Genomic DNA, 17207 nt, shown 5'->3' on the forward strand with positions numbered 1-17207 from the left:
TGATTTCTAAGAGAAATATAGTTGAGATTGCAGCGGATTAGCAAGCATCATCAGATTTTCTTAAGTTTTTATTGCTATATTAGAAATGAAGATAGCTATTTTTAGGTGAACCATGGAACCTGAGAAGGTGAGTGATGCTGTTAGTTCAGCAGAACAGGCAAACGACTTGTTAATACAAATGCAAGCACCTGTACTTTATGATATAAAAAAACCAACAGTATTTGTGCCTCTTTTGAAAAGAATACCTTTTCTCTCGCAATTTGTTAAAAATGCCAGTGAAATAGGCGAGCAGGCAATGCATGTAGGACGTTCGTTCACCGAAATACCTAGTATAAAAGCTCCTAGTGAGTTGGGGCATGGATTTCACTGGGGGGCGGCGGGATTAGCTGCGCTGGATTTTCTTCTGATCCCCATGATTTATTTATCCTCCTATATTTATGGTGAGAAAGTTCCCTTTACCTTAAATAATAATGCGCGTTGGATGTATTCAGGCGTATTACTCGGCCTTACCCTTACCGCCCTTTTGGTGCCCGCAGCCGCATCCCCAATAGGCCTTATCCTTGGGGGGGCAAGCTTAGGCTTAAGTACTTTTTTATTGGGAAAAGCCATTTACGAACGATATCACTTAGGGAAAGAAAGAAAAGCGTTGGTTCACGAAATCGCTCATGCCGAAGAGGAAATGTCTCAGTTGCAAGAACAGGCGAAAATACTGCAGGAATCTCTAGCTCGGGCAACAACTCCAGCACAACAGCAGGCGATTTGTGCACAGGTTGATTTATTGAAAAAGCAATACGATGAGCAGAAAGATAAAATCATTGCATTAAAAGAGCGAGAAGCAGTAGTTAATGAAAAAGTTAAAAAATTAGGATTCATCCATATTTTAGATAAAGGACTGGGAGTTGGTTTTGCATCCATTGCGATGGTGGGTTTGGTGGTGTCTTTATTTTTCCCAGCAGTTGGCTTCCCCATATTAGCCGGAGTCGGAATTGCGAGTACTGCTTATCTTGCCGCACGCATTTTTGGTCCTCTGCTTCGTGATGCGGGGGGATGGATAATGGATAAAATACGCAACGTCTTTGGCCAGAGTGAAGTGGAAAAAACAGAAACGAATAGTTTAGAAAATACTCTTACGCATACGGATGCTGATAGAAAGCAGGTCACAAATGAAGCACAAGAGCACGAAAGTTTAGAGCATACAGAAACGCATCATGCTGAATTAAATTCAACTGGTGCGATGTTGGAGCATTTTTTAGGGACCAAAGAAGCAGTTATTGCTAGCCTGAGCCATGAGCAGACAACATCGTTGACGAATGATTTACTTGATGCTGATGAGGATTTACAGATCGATCGTGACTCCCACGTTAAGGAGCTTGCAAATGAGGCAGAGGATACCGAACGCGAAGGAGAATCTAAGCGCGAAGAGGGCTCTAATCATGAGGACGATTCGGAATCAGAGAGTGAATCCAATAGTGAAGAGGAAGAAAACCGCCTTACCTCTTTTTAGATGTGATTTGTTAGCTATTTTCCCTCTAGGCGGATAGGAATGCAGCCGATTTATTAGCGTTAGTGGTTTACTCCCCCAGTGTTCTTGCCAAGGCTATATTGCAAAAAGCAAAAAATTATTTTAAGTTAAAATATTATCTTCTAGGGAAGGAAGACTCATGCTGAACCTACTTCGTGAACAGCCACGTGCATTTCACATGATTTTTTTGTTAGAGCTATGGGAGCGGTTTGGGTTTTATACAGTACAGGGGATTTTAACGCTGTATTTCATCCGTCATTTAGGTTATAGCGATATTGAGTCCTATTATACGTTTGGTGCTTTTTCCGCGCTAGTCTACGGGATGGTAGTGATTGGCGGCTATTTAGGCGACTCCCTCTTAGGGACTAAACGAACCATTGTATTGGGTTTAGGGGTTTTATCGGCTGGGTATTTTGCTTTAGCGATTACTGATAAAGAGCATGTGTTTCTTGCTTTAGGATTAGTTTGCGTGGGTAATGGCTTATTCAAGGCAAATCCTTCTAATTTATTGGCTAAGTGTTATAAGCCCTACGATTCGCGTTTACATGGTGGGTTTACCTTATATTACATGGCCATTAATCTGGGTAGTATGATTGCTTTAGTAATTGGGCCAGTGATTGCTAGTCGCTATGGTTATTCTTATGCTTATCTAATGAGTGCGCTAGGATTGTTGTTGGGTTTAGGTAATTATTGGTTGCAGCGCAAGCATGTTGCCCATATTAATACTCTGGCTGACCAACGTAAGATATCTTCTGTGCAGTGGTTGGTGATTCTCATTAGTATTTATCTGCTTAGTGAGCTTTCAGCATATTTGTTGCAACATGTTGCTTTAGCAAAAAATTTATTTTGGCTCCTCACCTGTCTGGTTATGTTGTATTATGGGTATATAGCCTGCAAAGAAAGCAAAGCGGCTATGCTGCGAATGTTTGTGGCCTTGGCTTTGATGATGGAAGCGCTTATTTTCTTTGTTTTATATCAGCAAATGCCTACCTCACTTAATCTATTTGCCGTGAACAATGTAATTCCTGACTTTTTGGGAATTACCATTGATGCCCAAAGTTTCCAAGCTTTAAATCCAATTTGGATCATCGTGATGAGCCCGGTATTGGCTTCTTGTTATTCTCGATTAAATCAAAAAGGGATTCCCTTTTTAACCCCTTATAAATTTGCCCTTGGCATGACTATGTGTGCTTTCAGCTTTTTAGTATTGTATTTTGCACGCTATTTTTATACTGAGAATGGCATGGTATCTTCATGGTGGCTTATTATCAGCTATTTATTTCAAAGTGTTGGCGAGCTCTTGGTTTCTGCATTAGGAGTGGCGATGGTGGCTGAGTTAGTACCAGTGAACATGACAGGTTTTGTCATGGGCATTTGGTTTTTAACTACGTCTATTTCTGGTTTTATCGGAGCAAGTGTTGCATCCTATACCGCTTTGCCAGAGCATATTAAGCCTGGGGTGCAATCACTTATGATCTATACCAATGTTTTTGCCTGCATTGGCTTGATTACCTTAGCAATAGCCTTTTTAATGTGGCTAATCTCACCTTATTTAAGCCGGTATATTCTATTAAAAAAAGAAGTGGCTAATGCAGAAATAGAGCATGCGGAATATTCAGTCATCTAATAAAAATGGTACTGGATGCGATATTTTGCACTCCAGTACCATTCTCCTAGTTTAAAATAGCTTAGCGATGTCGGAAACCGCCACCGTGCCAACCGCCGCCACGATGCCAACCACCATGATAACCCCAGCCACCATGATGTCCCCATCCGCCTCTCCAGGCACTATTTCTGTACCATGCGTTACGATAGCCACCCCAGCCACCGCCCCATCCACCGCGATAATAAGTAGTATTCCAGCCAGGGTAATAACCGGTATAGCCTGAATAATAATAATTATTGGGAGTGGTGGTTGTGGTTACATAACAGCCACTTAAGAATAGAGTGGGTACAAACACTAATATTGCGATAATTGTTTTCCTCATGTTCGCCGTCCTTGATCAATGTTCGTCTTTTAATTATATGACATGATTTTTATTTGGGCAAAGAGATGGAAAAATATAGTGGTTTGCGAAAATAATTACCTAGCCGTATTCGCGGTGCGTAATACGGCTATAGAGACTAATCTAACGCGCGTGAGCCTTCGCCTGAAACCTGCACATTGCCAAAGGTTCCTCCAGACATACTTTGAATTTTGACCGCAGACGAGCCTTTAACCATGGCAATTACAACGTCTAAGTTTTGATCTTGTGGAGTGAAGTTTGCTTGGTGACGAACGCAATTAAGAGAAATCATTGATGAACAGTCGCTATTGGTGTAAGTGCAATTATAACTTGCTGGACCTGATGGCAGTGCAGTAGATAGATCACTGCTAACGATATTTACGGTTGCATTGGCGGTTACATTACCTTTGCCGTCAGATGTAAAAACACCCACTTCAGTGACTTTTCCTGCACCAAGGGAGCTATTAAATTCACCATTTACCAAGTATGAAAAACTACCTTTAAACCGTGGACCTTGATGCTTTTTTAATCTACATTGAGTGTTATCTGCAAAAGAGTTCAGTGAAACGACAGTCAATGAGGTTACCAGTAAACAAAAGAGAGTCTTTTTCATTACATTTTCCTTAATAAGCCGCAATTTGATATAAACGCATATCTCATTGACGGAATGATAATAGAACAGTTTCTTAAGCACTTTATATTTTTTAACTGATAAGGTATCTCCTGATACTCAAACCAGCAGCGAAACTATCGTAAAACTCTGCTGCTAAATTTAAGTCAAATTATTCTACGATATTGAGCTAAGGACTACTATAAAGAAATAACCTTAATGAAAAGCTATGGTAACTGATTGTCTGGCTATGGTTTCCGATAGGATAAAGTAGCAGAAATATGAACAAGGAGGTAAAAACCCACATAAAAAATGTACAAACTATGTACAATTTAGTTTTTATTAGTGTATAATTGCCTCGTTAACAAGTTAGTGGGGATTAACCATTGGTTGATATATATGTAGATCTCAGTTCGCATTCTCAGGAATTACTCGGTAAATTCCAGATTGCTTGCGGCTTGGGACAACAGGAACCAATACCTAGTTCTCTTGAACTGACTGCCTTTTTATCATGGTTTCATGACCAGCCGACTGCGATGCTTTCGCCAACTCACTCGCAGCAAGAAATGGAATTTCTTCTCCTTTCTTTGCGTACCGAACTTTTACATGATTTATGTTTGGCGATGAATGGTGATTTGAACATTGCTAATAAAGCTAAAAATAATTTATCCTGGCCTAACACAGTAAAGCTCGGACTACTTACGACGGCAGGTATTTTAGTTGCGGCGTGCGAGGGCTTCGATTGCGTGGTCACCATAATGAGCATTTTTGCCCTGCCCTCTGCGCTTATCCTTGCAAGTGGCTTTATTTTTTCTACCTTATCAATTATTGCTTTTTGTGGTTTAGAACTAGCTAAGTTATCGGAAAGTTTGGACATTAAACTTACTGAGGCTTACAAGCTGCTGGATGTCTATTTACAGCAATATGATGAAATAAAAAATATACGGAAAAAAATAGCAAAGTACTCTTTTCTCAGGCTTCCAGAAGATGAGTTGCACCAGTTAGAGCAGATTATTACCTTATTGGAACAACGTTTTACCCAGCTTAGAACTGCAGGCAATCAATTCGAAGAGGTTCTTCATTGCGGCCAGATGCATTCTGCCAAAGTAGCGCTATCAACAATCTCTGCGGCACTACTTTTTGGTGGTAGTTTCTGCGCTGCGCAAACAGCTTCTTTGTGTCTTTTCGGCTTGATTATGACTACGGTTACTCCTGCATCCTTGCCCGTATTACTGTGTAGTACTTTGGTCGGCTTGGCAGCTTTGAGCTTATACTGGTATGTTGAATTTCCGGGTTTACAATCGGTGGTTGGTAGTTGGTTGGGGCTTGATGAGGCAAAAATTACTGCATTATGTGACTATGATTCTTTAAAAAGAGAACAAGAAAAACTAGGAAATTTAAAAGAGCACATCCATGAGGCAGCTGATGCAAAACAGCAATTGGCGATGCTAAAGCAGAATACAGAAACCGAAGAACAGGTTAAAGCCAGTACTAATCGTTACTCCTTCATAAAAAATAGACAGCCGATAGAACGTGATACAGTTCGCCCATCAATGGGAGCAATCGGTCAAACAACCGCATTTTCGTTGTAGGTTGATTCGTGACCCAACATTGAGCTCTAAATACCTAAAATATTTTTAACAAAAGGAATGGTCACTTTGCGTTGTGCCGCCAGAGAGGCATCATCCAGGCGATTAAGTAATTGATGCAGGTCATGCATATTACGTGAACAGCGGCTAATGAGGAATTGCGCCACACTTTCTGGTAAATCAAAGCCGCGTCGGGTTGCATGCAATTTTAAAGTGTTAATTTTATCTTCATCACTCAGCTCCATTAGCTGAATCACTAAGCCCCAACTTAATCGAGAACGTAAATCAGGTAATTTAATCGGCAATGTAGTTGGAGATTGATTTCCTGAAATAATTAAAAGGCTTTTTTCCATGTCTTTGATTCTATTGTATAAATGGAAAAGCGCTTCTTCCCAGGCAGAGTCTTGAGCAATGGCATCAATATCATCAATACAGATGAGGGCTTGCTCTTCTAAACCTTCAATTGCTTGCGGCCCCCATTCTTTAAGCAAATTTAAGGGAAGATAAATTGCTGATTCAGTCAAATTAACGGCTTGGCAAGAGGCTTGTAATAAATGCGATTTTCCGCTGCCCTTGCAGCCCCACAGATACAACAAACGTTCCTCTTTAAGTGTTAACATGCGCTGTAGTTGTTGCTGCAACAGCTTATTCTCACCCCAGTTAAAATCAGATAGGGTAGCTTCATCATTTAATTTAATCGCTAAGGCCAACTGCTTATTCATTGAGACAATTCTTTTTTAGGCCAGGCTTTTCTGCTCCAGGTCCAAATATAGTCAACATAAGTTGTGGCTGTAGTGAACGTGGTTAAGCCAATAAGAATATTTAAAATATAATTAGGGAATTGAAAATAAGCCAACTCAAATAAACATGAGGTAACTAGCGTTAATTGGAGTGCCGTATTAATTTTACTTAATAGGGTAGGTTTAAAGTCCAGTTTACGGCGAATAAAGTGGTACCAGGCTAGAACACCCATAGAAATAGTTAAGTCCCGGAGAAAAACTAATAAAACCAACCACCAGGGAAGCACATTCAGTACCGCTAAAGCAATAAAGCTTGAAGCAATAAGTAATTTATCCGCTAAGGGGTCGACAAAGGAACCAAAAAAACTTTGCCAATTAAAACGCCGAGCCAAAAATCCATCTAACCCATCTGTTAGTCCGGCAAGAATAAACGTGTAAAAGGAATGAACGTATTCATGACGATACAAAAACATGAGAAAAGGAATGATCAGTCCTAATCGAAATAAGGTTAATGCGTTAGGTAAGTGTTTTAGTATCATAGGCCAGACAATAAATTAGTACCCTTTATTTTAGGGCTGTTTACAGACCCCAGATTTTTGCCAAGAAAATACATTGCATCAAATGATACACCCGAACAATCCGCGGCTGCAAGTTGACGGAATGAATGAACGTCATATTCTATGCTATCATTGGCAATAAATAAACAGCTTGCTTGTTTTAAGGAAAGCTAAAGCTCAATATTTAAATTATATACTCTGCCTGAGGAACAAACTAAATAATTAGAAGAAGAAAGTTATTCGTCTGTTTAAAAAGAAAAATACAGGTAAACATTGAGTTAAAGAATGCGCGGCTAAGCTGCTTGAAGTGGCAATGGGCCACTGGCAAATCCGGTATAAATGATGATGCATCTTTGTTATGAGCAAGCCCATAGCTAGAAGCTATGGGGATATCTGTAGGTAAAGCGATTACTTATCTTCATTCTTACGATAAATAATCGCGGTATTTCCGATTAATTGCACCAGCTCAGCGCTTAACTGTTGGCATAATTCATTTGCCATAAGTATGCGGTCTTCACGTTCTGCGCCATTAATCTTAACTTTAATTAACTCATGGGCAAGCAAAGCAACATCAGTTTCTGCGGTTACCGCTTCAGTTAAACCTTTGGCACCAATAAGAACTACAGGCTTTAAATGATGGGCTTGGGCTTTAAGTGAGCGTCTAAATGAGGTGTCCACTGCAAAGTATTCCTTAAAACTAAATAATAAAATGGCAAATTATTGCACGTTTTGCTGGGAATAGGTAGTGAAATTCAGTATTATAAGTTAAATTGATATAAAATTATAAACAGTATAGTACTAATTATGAGCCGTACCAAAAGCAGTAAACGCTGGTTGCAAGAGCATTTTGACGATGTTTACGTAAAAAAAGCTCAGGCGGAAGGATATCGCAGCCGTGCCGTATATAAACTTAAAGAAGTTGATGAAAAAGAATCTTTGCTTAAACCAGGCATGACCGTGGTTGACTTAGGAGCCGCTCCAGGAGGTTGGACTCAATATGTTTCTGAACGCCTGCAAGGGCGCGGGCGTATTGTGGCCTTGGATATTTTGCCGATGGATTCTCTTCCTGATGTCGATATTATTTTGGGCGATTTTCGTGAAGATGATGTCTTGCAACAGCTCATGGATTTAATCCCGGAGCGCAGCGTAGACTTGGTTTTATCGGATATGGCCCCAAATATGAGTGGTACCACTGCAATTGATATTCCGCGAGCGATGTACTTAGTGGAGTTAGCTTTTGACTTTGCAGATAAAATGTTAAAGCCTGGCGGCTCTATGTTGGTTAAAATATTTCATGGCTCTGGTTTTGATGATTTGGTAAAACAGGCAAAAGCTTCTTTTGATAAAGTGGTTATTCGTAAACCGGCTGCCTCACGAGCACGCTCAAAAGAAACCTATTTGCTGGCAAAGGGATACAATTTATAGTAACTTTATATATTAAGAATTTTGTCCTCTTAAATATAAAAGCTTTACGCACTAACGAGGTTAATACTTTGAACGACATGGTTAAGAATTTGTTTTTATGGCTGATTATAGCGATCGTACTGGTCTCTGTGTTCAGTAATTTCGGGCCTCGAAACTCTGTTGCCGAGAAAATTTCCTACAGCCAATTTCTGAAAGAAGTCGATCAGGGTATGGTCAATACGGTGACTATTGAAGATGATAAAATCATTAAAGGGATCACTAAAAATAACAAACGCTTTGTGACCTACATGCCAATGCAAGACAATGCATTGCTTGGCGAGCTGTTAAAGAGCAAGGTAGACGTTAGCGGGCAAGAAAAGCAGCAAGAGAGCTTTTTATTGCATCTATTTGTAAACTGGTTCCCTATGCTCTTATTGATTGGTGTCTGGGTATTCTTTATGCGTCAAATGCAAGGCGGAGGCGGTCGTGGAGCTATGTCTTTTGGTCGCTCTCGTGCACGCTTATTAGGCGAAGATCAAGTCAAAGTTACTTTTGCTGATGTGGCTGGTGTTGATGAAGCCAAAGATGAAGTAAAAGAATTGGTTGATTTCCTACGCGACCCAACCAAATTCCAAAATCTTGGTGGACGTATTCCTCGCGGTGTTTTGCTTGTGGGTTCTCCTGGAACGGGTAAAACTTTATTAGCAAGGGCAGTTGCCGGTGAAGCGAAGGTACCTTTTTTCACTATTTCAGGTTCTGATTTCGTAGAAATGTTTGTGGGTGTGGGTGCATCTCGTGTTCGTGACATGTTTGAGCAAGCGAAGAAGCACGCGCCATGCATTATTTTTATTGATGAAATCGATGCAGTGGGTCGCCACCGTGGCGCAGGTCTTGGCGGCGGTCACGATGAGCGCGAACAAACATTGAACCAATTATTAGTTGAAATGGATGGTTTTGAGGGAAGCGAAGGCGTTATTGTTGTTGCCGCAACGAACCGTCCTGATGTATTAGACCCTGCATTATTACGTCCAGGCCGTTTTGACCGCCAGGTGGTTGTGCCCTTACCTGATATTCGTGGGCGTGAGCAAATCTTAAGAGTACATTTACAAAAAGTTCCTGTAGATAGCGATATTGAAGTAATGGATATTGCACGAGGTACCCCAGGTTTTTCCGGAGCTGATTTATCCAATCTCGTGAATGAAGCTGCATTATTTGCCGCAAGAGCAAATAAGCGCAAAGTCAGCATGATTGAGTTAGAGAAAGCAAAAGATAAGATTATGATGGGGGCTGAACGTCGTTCTATGGTAATGGATGATAATGAGAAAAAGCTAACTGCTTACCACGAAGCAGGACATGCGATTGTCGGTTTATCTGTTCCCGAACATGATCCAGTATACAAGGTATCCATTATTCCACGCGGACGCGCCTTAGGGGTTACGATGTTCCTTCCTGAGCAAGACCGTTACAGCCATAGCAAACGCCGCTTGGAAAGCCAATTATCAAGCCTGTTCGGTGGCCGAATAGCTGAAGAGCTGATTTTTGGATTAGAAAGTGTGACCACCGGCGCTTCAAATGACATTATGCGTTCAACCGAAATCGCACGCAAAATGGTTACTTCTTGGGGATTATCTTCTCTTGGCCCGCTTACTTTTGGCGAAGAAGAGGAAGAAGTATTTCTTGGTCGTTCTATGAATAAACATAAAGAAATGTCAGACAGAACGGCTCAGCAAATTGATGATGAGGTTCGGGCCATTATTGATAGAAACTATCAACGAGCTAAAGAGATATTGGTTGCCAATATGGATAAACTGCATCTTATGGCACAAAGCTTGATTAAGTATGAGACGATTGATACACAACAAATTCAGGAAATTATGTCGGGCAAAGAACCCTCCCCCCCTCAGGATTGGGGAACGCCCTCGAAGCCTTTAGATAAAGCTGATGTAGTCAATGATGCTCCTGCTAAGGCAAATGATGCTGAGGTAAGCGTTAATCCTGCTGAAGAACACTAGCTGTTTGAGCGAGAAACACTAAGTGAATGCAGAGCAATTCTTAAGCTGGCTTGCACGCCGCAGCCAGCTTCCCACCGGATATTATTATGAAAAACCTTTGATTATGGGAATCTTAAATGTAACCCCTAATTCTTTTTCTGATGGTGGTAAGTTTTTATCCCCGGCACGTGCCTATGAACATGCCTTTCATTTAATTGGCCAAGGAGCTGATTTAATTGATATAGGCGGTGAATCCACAAAGCCTGGAGCTGAACCAGTGACGGTAGAGGATGAGCTCAATAGGGTGATACCTATTATTGAACAAATTCGAGTCCATTCTGATGTTTGTATTTCAATTGATACAAATAAACCCGAAGTAATGGCTGCGGCAGTTAAAGCTGGAGCAAATATAATTAATGATATCAATGCATTACGTACAAAAGGTGCATTGGAAGTAGCCGCAAAGCTAGCGGTTCCAGTATGTTTGATGCACATGCAGGGTGAACCACGAACAATGCAGCAAAACCCTCATTATCCAGATGGGGTTTATGAAACGGTGAGACGGTTTTTTATTGAACGTATCAATGCCTGTATAGATGCAGGCATCGAAAAGCAACATTTGATTTTGGATTTTGGATTTGGTTTTGGCAAACAAACGCAAGATAACTTATATTTAATAAATATGCTTGAGCATTTTGCTGAGTTTGAAATGCCTTTTCTTTTAGGTGTTTCACGCAAAAGTTCAATTGGAGCCGTTCTCAACAAAGAGGTGGATGATCGTTTAATAGGAAGTATTACCCTGGCGGTGTATGCAACATTAAAGGGCATAGGAATTATCAGAACGCATGATGTTGATGAAACCCATCAGGCGTTAAAAATGATCGATTTAGTGGAACGAGCGCAACAGTCTAAATAATAAGGTAGGAAAAGGATGAGTCAACGTAAATATTTTGGTACCGATGGTATACGTGGACACGTAGGATTATCAAATATTAATCCTGAATTTGTTTTAAAATTAGGTTGGGCCGTAGGACGTGTGCTGGCAAATGGCCATCGGAAAAAGGTCGTTATAGGTAAAGATACTCGAGTATCTGGTTATATGCTGGAGTCGGCGTTAGAAGCAGGCTTATCTGCGGCAGGTGTTGACGTGGCCCTATTAGGCCCAATGCCTACTCCCGCAATTGCCTACTTAACGCAAACACTTCGAGCTAATGCTGGAATAGTGATTAGCGCCTCACATAATTTGTTTGAAGATAATGGCATCAAATTCTTTTCTGCGGAGGGAGGTAAGCTCCCTGATAGTGTAGAGCTTGATATTGAAGCCGAATTAGATAAAAAAATGGAAACGGTTCCTTCAGAACAATTGGGTAAAGCAACCCGTATTAATGACGCAACGGGCCGATATATTGAGTTTTGTAAATCTACTATCCCTTCGATGACTCGTTTATCGGGTTTAAAGATTGTGGTTGATTGCGCTAATGGGGCTACTTATCACATCGCCCCTAATGTTTTTGCTGAATTGGGAGCACATGTTACGGCAATTGGAAACAAACCTGATGGCTTTAATATTAATCAGGACTGTGGGTCAACTTCTCCGGCACATCTAATTCAGAAGGTACTCAGCACCGGGGCCGATATTGGTATTGGTTTAGATGGTGATGGTGACCGCGTATTGTTAGTCGATGCTAAAGGTAATTTAGTTGATGGTGACCAAATCCTTTACATCATCGCTAAGGATCGTCATGAACGTGGAGTTTTACATGGCGGCGTTGTTGGTACCATCATGAGCAATTATGGCTTGGAAATGGCAATTACCGAATTGGGCATACCGTTTATTCGCTCCAATGTAGGGGACCGCTATGTCCTTGAAGCCCTACGAGAAAATAATTGGAAGATTGGTGGTGAAACTTCTGGCCACATCGTTTGCCTTGATAAAACCACAACAGGTGATGGTATCGTTGCGGCACTGCAGGTTTTATCTATTATGGTAAAACAAGGAAAGAGCCTACAGCAATTAACGGGCGGTATTTCATTATTACCACAAAGCCTGGTTAATTTAAAAACCACTCACGCCTCGGTACTGGCTAATAACTCAGAAGTAATTCGCGTGGTAAAAAATTTAGAAACCAGCTTGCAAGGTGAGGGCAGGGTTTTATTGCGCCCCTCAGGCACCGAGCCCCTATTGCGTGTGATGGTTGAAGGCCAAGATCAATCTTTAGTTATGCAACAAGCACAAAAACTATGTGATGATATCAGTCAAATTGAAAAAAACCTCCACCATTAACCCTTTTACCGCGCTCAACAGTATATCTTATCGAACTCCTCACCGGCAGGGGAGTTCCTTTCCCTTGGCTGTGAAAATACTATTGCGATTTTGTAACGAGCTTTTTTAACCAAAAAATGAAGAAAATTTAGTGCTGGTAATTCATTTACTGGTTTGATGAAATATGCAGCAATAAAGCAGGGCACCCAGCACAAAATAAAGGTTAAACTGCTTTTTTTAGAAAAAAACTATAATAGGACTACACATCTGAACCGAGTTTGGGTATAGTCGCGGGGTTGAACGCGAGAGGACAGCACATGAGGCATAAAATAGTTGCTGGTAATTGGAAGATGAATGGCCAGTTGCAGCAAGTGATTCAATTAACGAATCAGCTCAAGGAGATGTTAATCTTAAATGATACGCTTCATGTAGCCGTTATGCCACCTGCAATTTATATCCCTCAGGTCAACGAATTACTTGCGAGAAGCAAAATTAAGCTAGGCGCTCAGAATGTATATCCAAAAGATGCGGGTGCGTTCACGGGTGAATTGTCTGGGCCCATGTTAAAAGAGTTTAATTGTCACTATGTTTTAGTCGGACACTCTGAAAGACGACATATCTTTCAAGAAGATGAAAAATTTGTGGCACAAAAATTCCACCATGTAAAAGATCATGGTATGATACCTGTTCTTTGCGTCGGTGAAACGCTAGAAGAGCGTGAAAAAGGACACACTGAACAAGTAATTGCCAAACAAATTTTGGCCGTAAGTGAAAATAACAATAATTGCTTTCAAAACTGTGTTATAGCTTATGAACCTGTTTGGGCTATAGGTACAGGAAAAACAGCATCACCTAATGAAGCACAAGAAGTGCACCAGTTTATCAGGAAACTGGCTGGCGAAATTAATCGTGATGATGCAGAGCATTTATCTATCCTCTATGGAGGTAGCGTAAATGAAAATAATGCCGCGGCTTTATTTGCCATGCCCGATGTTGATGGTGGCTTGGTAGGTGGAGCATCGTTAAATGCGAAACAGTTTGTGGAAATTGTGAAATGTATCAATTGATCTTAGTTATACATGTGTTAGTAGCTATAGTCTTAATCGGCTTGGTTCTTATTCAACATGGTAAAGGTGCTGATATAGGCGCAGCTTTTGGTTCTGGTGCATCAAATACACTATTTGGTAGTCAAGGAACTGGTAGCTTTTTATTTAAATTAACTGGTGGTTTAGCACTAACATTTTTTGTTACGAGCCTATTGCTGTCTTACATGGTATCTGTACAATACCACAAAGCAGAGCAGCTTACTGCTCCGCAACAAACAAATGTACCGGTGAATTCAATCCCAGTACCAGTTGATAACAACAAGAAGTGATAAAAGAATAAAATACTTGGGGTGTTTACCGTTCACTAATATGATGGTAGACAAAACCTAATAATAAGAATTGCCGAAGTGGTGGAATTGGTAGACACGCCGTCTTGAGGGGGCGGTGGCGTAAGCCGTGCCGGTTCGAGTCCGGCCTTCGGCACCATTTAATCGAGCAAGGTGACATAATGCTATCTCAATACTTACCCGTTCTTGTATTCATAATCATCGGATTAGTTTTAGGCCTGGTGATGTTGGGAGCTGGTGCCCTGCTTTCAAAACATAGTCCTGATGCTGCTAAGAATGCACCCTATGAGTGCGGTTTTGGCGCATTTGAAAACTCTCATTTGCCTTTCGATGTGCGTTTTTATCTGGTGGCAATACTATTTATCATCTTTGATTTAGAAACCGCATTTTTCTTTCCTTGGGCTTTAGTCTTACGCAAAATTGGATGGTTTGGTTTTTCCGGAATGATGTTATTTCTCGGTTTATTAGTCATTGGCTTTATTTATGAATGGAAGCGTGGCGCGTTAGAGTGGGAATAATTTAGAAGCGTAACAAATAGTTTAACGAATCGTAACTTCTCTGTATGTTGTTTTGAATAAATAAGTGCCTCATAAATATAGTTGTTCTAATTTTGAGATTATTTATTAAATCAAAAGGGCTACGGAGACGTTACGAATGTTTTTTATTAATATTTAACTGCTTAGAGGCTAGCTATGGCGGTTGCAGAATTGCAAAAAAGTGGCTTTGTAACGACTTCGGTCGACAAACTTGTGGGTTGGGCACGTAGTGGTTCTATGTGGCCTATGACTTTTGGTTTGGCATGCTGTGCAGTCGAAATGATGCATGTTGGTGCTGCGCGTTATGATTTGGACCGATTTGGTATTATTTTCCGTCCCAGTCCGCGTCAATCGGACGTTATGATTGTTGCAGGGACCTTGTGTAACAAAATGGCTCCTGCTTTACGCAAAGTTTATGATCAAATGCCTGAACCACGCTGGGTTATTTCTATGGGTTCATGTGCCAATGGTGGTGGTTATTATCACTATTCTTATTCAGTCGTTCGTGGATGTGATCGCATTGTTCCGGTTGATGTTTATGTTCCCGGATGCCCACCAACCGCTGAAGCACTACTTTACGGTATTATTCAATTGCAGAATAAAATTAGACGTAAAAACATATTAGAAGCGTAAGATCATCAAAGGTGCAAATTAGATGACAAAAAATGATTATTTGGTTGAAAGACTAAAGACTGAGTTAGCAAGTCATATCGGTGACGTAAGTGTTGCATTTGACGAAGTAACCGTTGAATGCGATGTGGCTAACGTAAAAACATTAATGATGGAATTGCGTGAGGTTCCCGCTTTTTCACTTGATCAACTTATAGACCTTTGCGCAGTGGATTACCTGCTTTATGGCGAATACGATTGGGAAACTGATTCTGCAACAGAAAAGGGGTTTTCCCGTGGTGTAGAGCGCCAAGACGCTAAAGCCTATGCACTGAATAAGCCACGTTTCGCCGTTGTTTACCACTTACTTTCAACACAGAAAAATCATCGCTTACGCGTGAAAGTGTTTCTTGATGAAAAACATTTAATTCTTCCTTCAGTACATCATCTTTGGAAAGGTGCAAATTGGTTTGAGCGTGAAGCTTACGATTTGTACGGCGTTTTATTTGATGGGCATCCAGATTTAAGACGTATCTTGACTGATTATGGCTTTATTGGACATCCATTCCGTAAAGATTTCCCTCTAAGTGGTGAGGTTGAAATGCGCTACGATGCTAAATTACAAAAAGTTATTTACGCACCTGTTGATATAGTGCCCAGAGTATTGGTGCCCAAGGTTATTCGGAATGATAACCGTTATTTAGTTAATGAGAAGGGCGACGAATAATGATTGAACTAAAGAATTACACCTTAAATTTTGGTCCACAACACCCCGCAGCACATGGGGTTTTGCGTTTGGTTCTTGAGCTGGAAGGTGAGACTATTGTTCGCGCCGATCCCCATATTGGCTTATTGCACCGTGCAACTGAAAAATTAGCTGAAACGAAACCATACATCCAAAGTATTGGTTACATGGACCGTTTAGATTATGTGTCCATGATGTGTAATGAACATGCTTATGTTCGTGCAATCGAAAAGCTTTTAGGTATCGATGTTCCTTTGCGAGCGCAATACATTCGTACCATGTTTGATGAAATTACTCGGGTTTTAAACCATCTCTTATGGTTAGGTGCAATTGCTCTTGATATTGGGGCAATGACCGTCTTCTTGTATTGCTTCAGAGAGCGTGAGGATTTATTTGACTGCTATGAAGCCGTATCTGGGGCACGCATGCATGCCACATATTATCGACCTGGTGGGGTTGCCCGTGATTTACCGGATACTATGCCCCAATATAAAGCTTCAAGATGGCATAGTGATCGTGAAGTAGAAAAAATGAATGAAGATCGCAGCGGTACCCTGCTGGATTTTATTTGGGCGTTTACAGAGCGTTTCCCACGTTGTGTTGATGAGTATGAAACTTTATTAACCGACAATAGAATTTGGAAGCAACGCACGGTGGATATTGGTGTTGTTTCTCCTGAGCAGGCACTCCAATGGGGCTTTACCGGCCCAATGCTACGCGGTTCTGGCATTGCTTGGGATTTGCGTAAAAAGCAAAGCTATGCAGCTTATGACCAAGTCGATTTTGATGTGCCAGTGGGTAAAACTGGAGATTGCTATGATCGCTATTTGGTTCGTGTTGAAGAGTTAAGACAATCAAATCGAATCATTAGACAATGTGTTGAATGGCTAAGAAAAAATCCAGGACCTGTACGTCTTGATGATCATAAAATTACACCACCACGACGTGTGGAAATGAAGCACGATATGGAAGCCTTAATTCATCATTTTAAATTATTTACGGAAGGCTTTTGCTTACCTCGTGGCGAAGTATATAGCGCTGTTGAAGCGCCAAAAGGCGAATTTGGTATTTATATGGTATCCGATGGCGCTAATAAACCATACCGATTGAAGATTCGTGCTCCGGGTTTCGCGCATTTATCCAGTTTTGATGAAATGGCTAGAGGGCATATGCTTGCAGATGGTGTGGCTATTCTGGCAAGTCAGGATATCGTGTTTGGTGAAATTGATCGTTAGATCAAAC

Annotated in this window: 18 protein-coding genes and 1 tRNA gene; 14 read left to right on the forward strand and 5 right to left on the reverse strand. The window is 40.9% G+C overall.

Features of this window, described 5'->3' with window-relative positions:
* Positions 1–112 precede the first annotated feature (112 nt).
* Together BN3124_RS08855 and BN3124_RS08860 are read left to right on the forward strand one after the other, a co-directional pair.
* Entirely contained in the window at positions 113–1504 is a 1392-nt protein-coding gene (locus tag BN3124_RS08855) for a hypothetical protein (protein ID WP_058534438.1), read from the forward strand.
* Positions 1505–1661: 157 nt separating this feature from the next.
* Positions 1662–3149, forward strand: coding sequence for an oligopeptide:H+ symporter (locus tag BN3124_RS08860; RefSeq protein WP_058534439.1), 1488 nt, complete (start codon positions 1662–1664; stop codon positions 3147–3149).
* Positions 3150–3210: 61 nt separating this feature from the next.
* Here the strand turns inward: BN3124_RS08860 and BN3124_RS08865 are convergent, their stop codons facing one another.
* Together BN3124_RS08865 and BN3124_RS08870 are read right to left on the reverse strand one after the other, a co-directional pair.
* Complete coding sequence (locus BN3124_RS08865; protein ID WP_058534440.1) at positions 3211–3510, reverse strand: hypothetical protein; 300 nt, start codon at positions 3508–3510, stop codon at positions 3211–3213.
* 136 nt (positions 3511–3646) lie between these two features.
* On the reverse strand, positions 3647–4141 hold the full coding sequence (locus BN3124_RS08870; protein WP_058534441.1) for a hypothetical protein: 495 nt from the start codon (positions 4139–4141) through the stop codon (positions 3647–3649).
* Between the two features lie 383 nt (positions 4142–4524).
* Between BN3124_RS08870 and BN3124_RS08875 the strand changes: the two genes are divergently transcribed.
* The gene (locus BN3124_RS08875) at positions 4525–5730 is read left to right on the forward strand and encodes a hypothetical protein (protein ID WP_058534442.1); all 1206 of its coding nucleotides are present in this window, start codon (positions 4525–4527) and stop codon (positions 5728–5730) included.
* 26 nt (positions 5731–5756) lie between these two features.
* On the opposite strand, the gene hda is transcribed toward BN3124_RS08875, so the two are convergent.
* The 3 genes from hda to yhbY form a co-directional block, all read right to left on the reverse strand.
* Positions 5757–6449 carry a DnaA regulatory inactivator Hda gene (gene hda, locus BN3124_RS08880; protein ID WP_058534443.1) on the reverse strand — a complete coding sequence of 231 codons (693 nt, stop codon included), beginning with the start codon at positions 6447–6449 and terminating at the stop codon, positions 5757–5759.
* Positions 6446–7006, reverse strand: a complete 561-nt coding sequence (locus BN3124_RS08885; RefSeq protein WP_058534444.1) for a CDP-alcohol phosphatidyltransferase family protein — start codon at positions 7004–7006, stop codon at positions 6446–6448. Before BN3124_RS08885 ends, hda begins: the two co-directional genes overlap by 4 nt.
* A gap of 426 nt (positions 7007–7432) precedes the next feature.
* Positions 7433–7702 (reverse strand): ribosome assembly RNA-binding protein YhbY, encoded by a 270-nt coding sequence (gene yhbY, locus BN3124_RS08890; protein ID WP_058534445.1) that lies wholly within the window; start codon positions 7700–7702, stop codon positions 7433–7435.
* A gap of 126 nt (positions 7703–7828) precedes the next feature.
* Between yhbY and rlmE the strand changes: the two genes are divergently transcribed.
* The 11 genes from rlmE to BN3124_RS08945 all read left to right on the forward strand — a co-directional run bounded on the left by rlmE (position 7829) and on the right by BN3124_RS08945 (position 17200).
* Positions 7829–8449, forward strand: coding sequence for a 23S rRNA (uridine(2552)-2'-O)-methyltransferase RlmE (rlmE, locus tag BN3124_RS08895; protein WP_058534446.1), 621 nt, complete (start codon positions 7829–7831; stop codon positions 8447–8449).
* A gap of 77 nt (positions 8450–8526) precedes the next feature.
* A complete protein-coding gene (gene ftsH / locus BN3124_RS08900; protein ID WP_058534447.1) occupies positions 8527–10440 on the forward strand; it encodes an ATP-dependent zinc metalloprotease FtsH in 1914 nt (637 codons plus the stop codon).
* Positions 10441–10462: 22 nt separating this feature from the next.
* On the forward strand, positions 10463–11335 hold the full coding sequence (gene folP, locus BN3124_RS08905; protein ID WP_058534448.1) for a dihydropteroate synthase: 873 nt from the start codon (positions 10463–10465) through the stop codon (positions 11333–11335).
* Between the two features lie 15 nt (positions 11336–11350).
* Positions 11351–12703: a phosphoglucosamine mutase gene (gene glmM / locus BN3124_RS08910; RefSeq protein WP_058534449.1), complete on the forward strand. Its 1353-nt coding sequence runs from the start codon at positions 11351–11353 to the stop codon at positions 12701–12703.
* Positions 12704–12999: 296 nt separating this feature from the next.
* The gene (gene tpiA / locus BN3124_RS08915) at positions 13000–13749 is read left to right on the forward strand and encodes a triose-phosphate isomerase (protein WP_058534450.1); all 750 of its coding nucleotides are present in this window, start codon (positions 13000–13002) and stop codon (positions 13747–13749) included.
* Positions 13737–14057, forward strand: a complete 321-nt coding sequence (secG, locus tag BN3124_RS08920) for a preprotein translocase subunit SecG (protein ID WP_058534451.1) — start codon at positions 13737–13739, stop codon at positions 14055–14057. Before tpiA ends, secG begins: the two co-directional genes overlap by 13 nt.
* Before the next feature lie 72 nt (positions 14058–14129).
* Positions 14130–14214: transfer RNA gene (locus tag BN3124_RS08925), tRNA-Leu, on the forward strand.
* A 22-nt stretch (positions 14215–14236) separates the two neighbouring features.
* Positions 14237–14593: an NADH-quinone oxidoreductase subunit A gene (locus BN3124_RS08930; protein ID WP_058534496.1), complete on the forward strand. Its 357-nt coding sequence runs from the start codon at positions 14237–14239 to the stop codon at positions 14591–14593.
* Positions 14594–14767: 174 nt separating this feature from the next.
* Positions 14768–15244: a NuoB/complex I 20 kDa subunit family protein gene (locus BN3124_RS08935; protein WP_058534452.1), complete on the forward strand. Its 477-nt coding sequence runs from the start codon at positions 14768–14770 to the stop codon at positions 15242–15244.
* A gap of 22 nt (positions 15245–15266) precedes the next feature.
* On the forward strand, positions 15267–15947 hold the full coding sequence (locus BN3124_RS08940) for an NADH-quinone oxidoreductase subunit C (protein WP_058534453.1): 681 nt from the start codon (positions 15267–15269) through the stop codon (positions 15945–15947).
* Positions 15947–17200, forward strand: a complete 1254-nt coding sequence (locus BN3124_RS08945) for an NADH-quinone oxidoreductase subunit D (RefSeq protein ID WP_058534454.1) — start codon at positions 15947–15949, stop codon at positions 17198–17200. Before BN3124_RS08940 ends, BN3124_RS08945 begins: the two co-directional genes overlap by 1 nt.
* The last annotated feature ends 7 nt before the right edge of the window (positions 17201–17207 follow it).

Source organism: Legionella saoudiensis (genome assembly GCF_001465875.1).
GTDB lineage: Bacteria > Pseudomonadota > Gammaproteobacteria > Legionellales > Legionellaceae > Legionella > Legionella saoudiensis.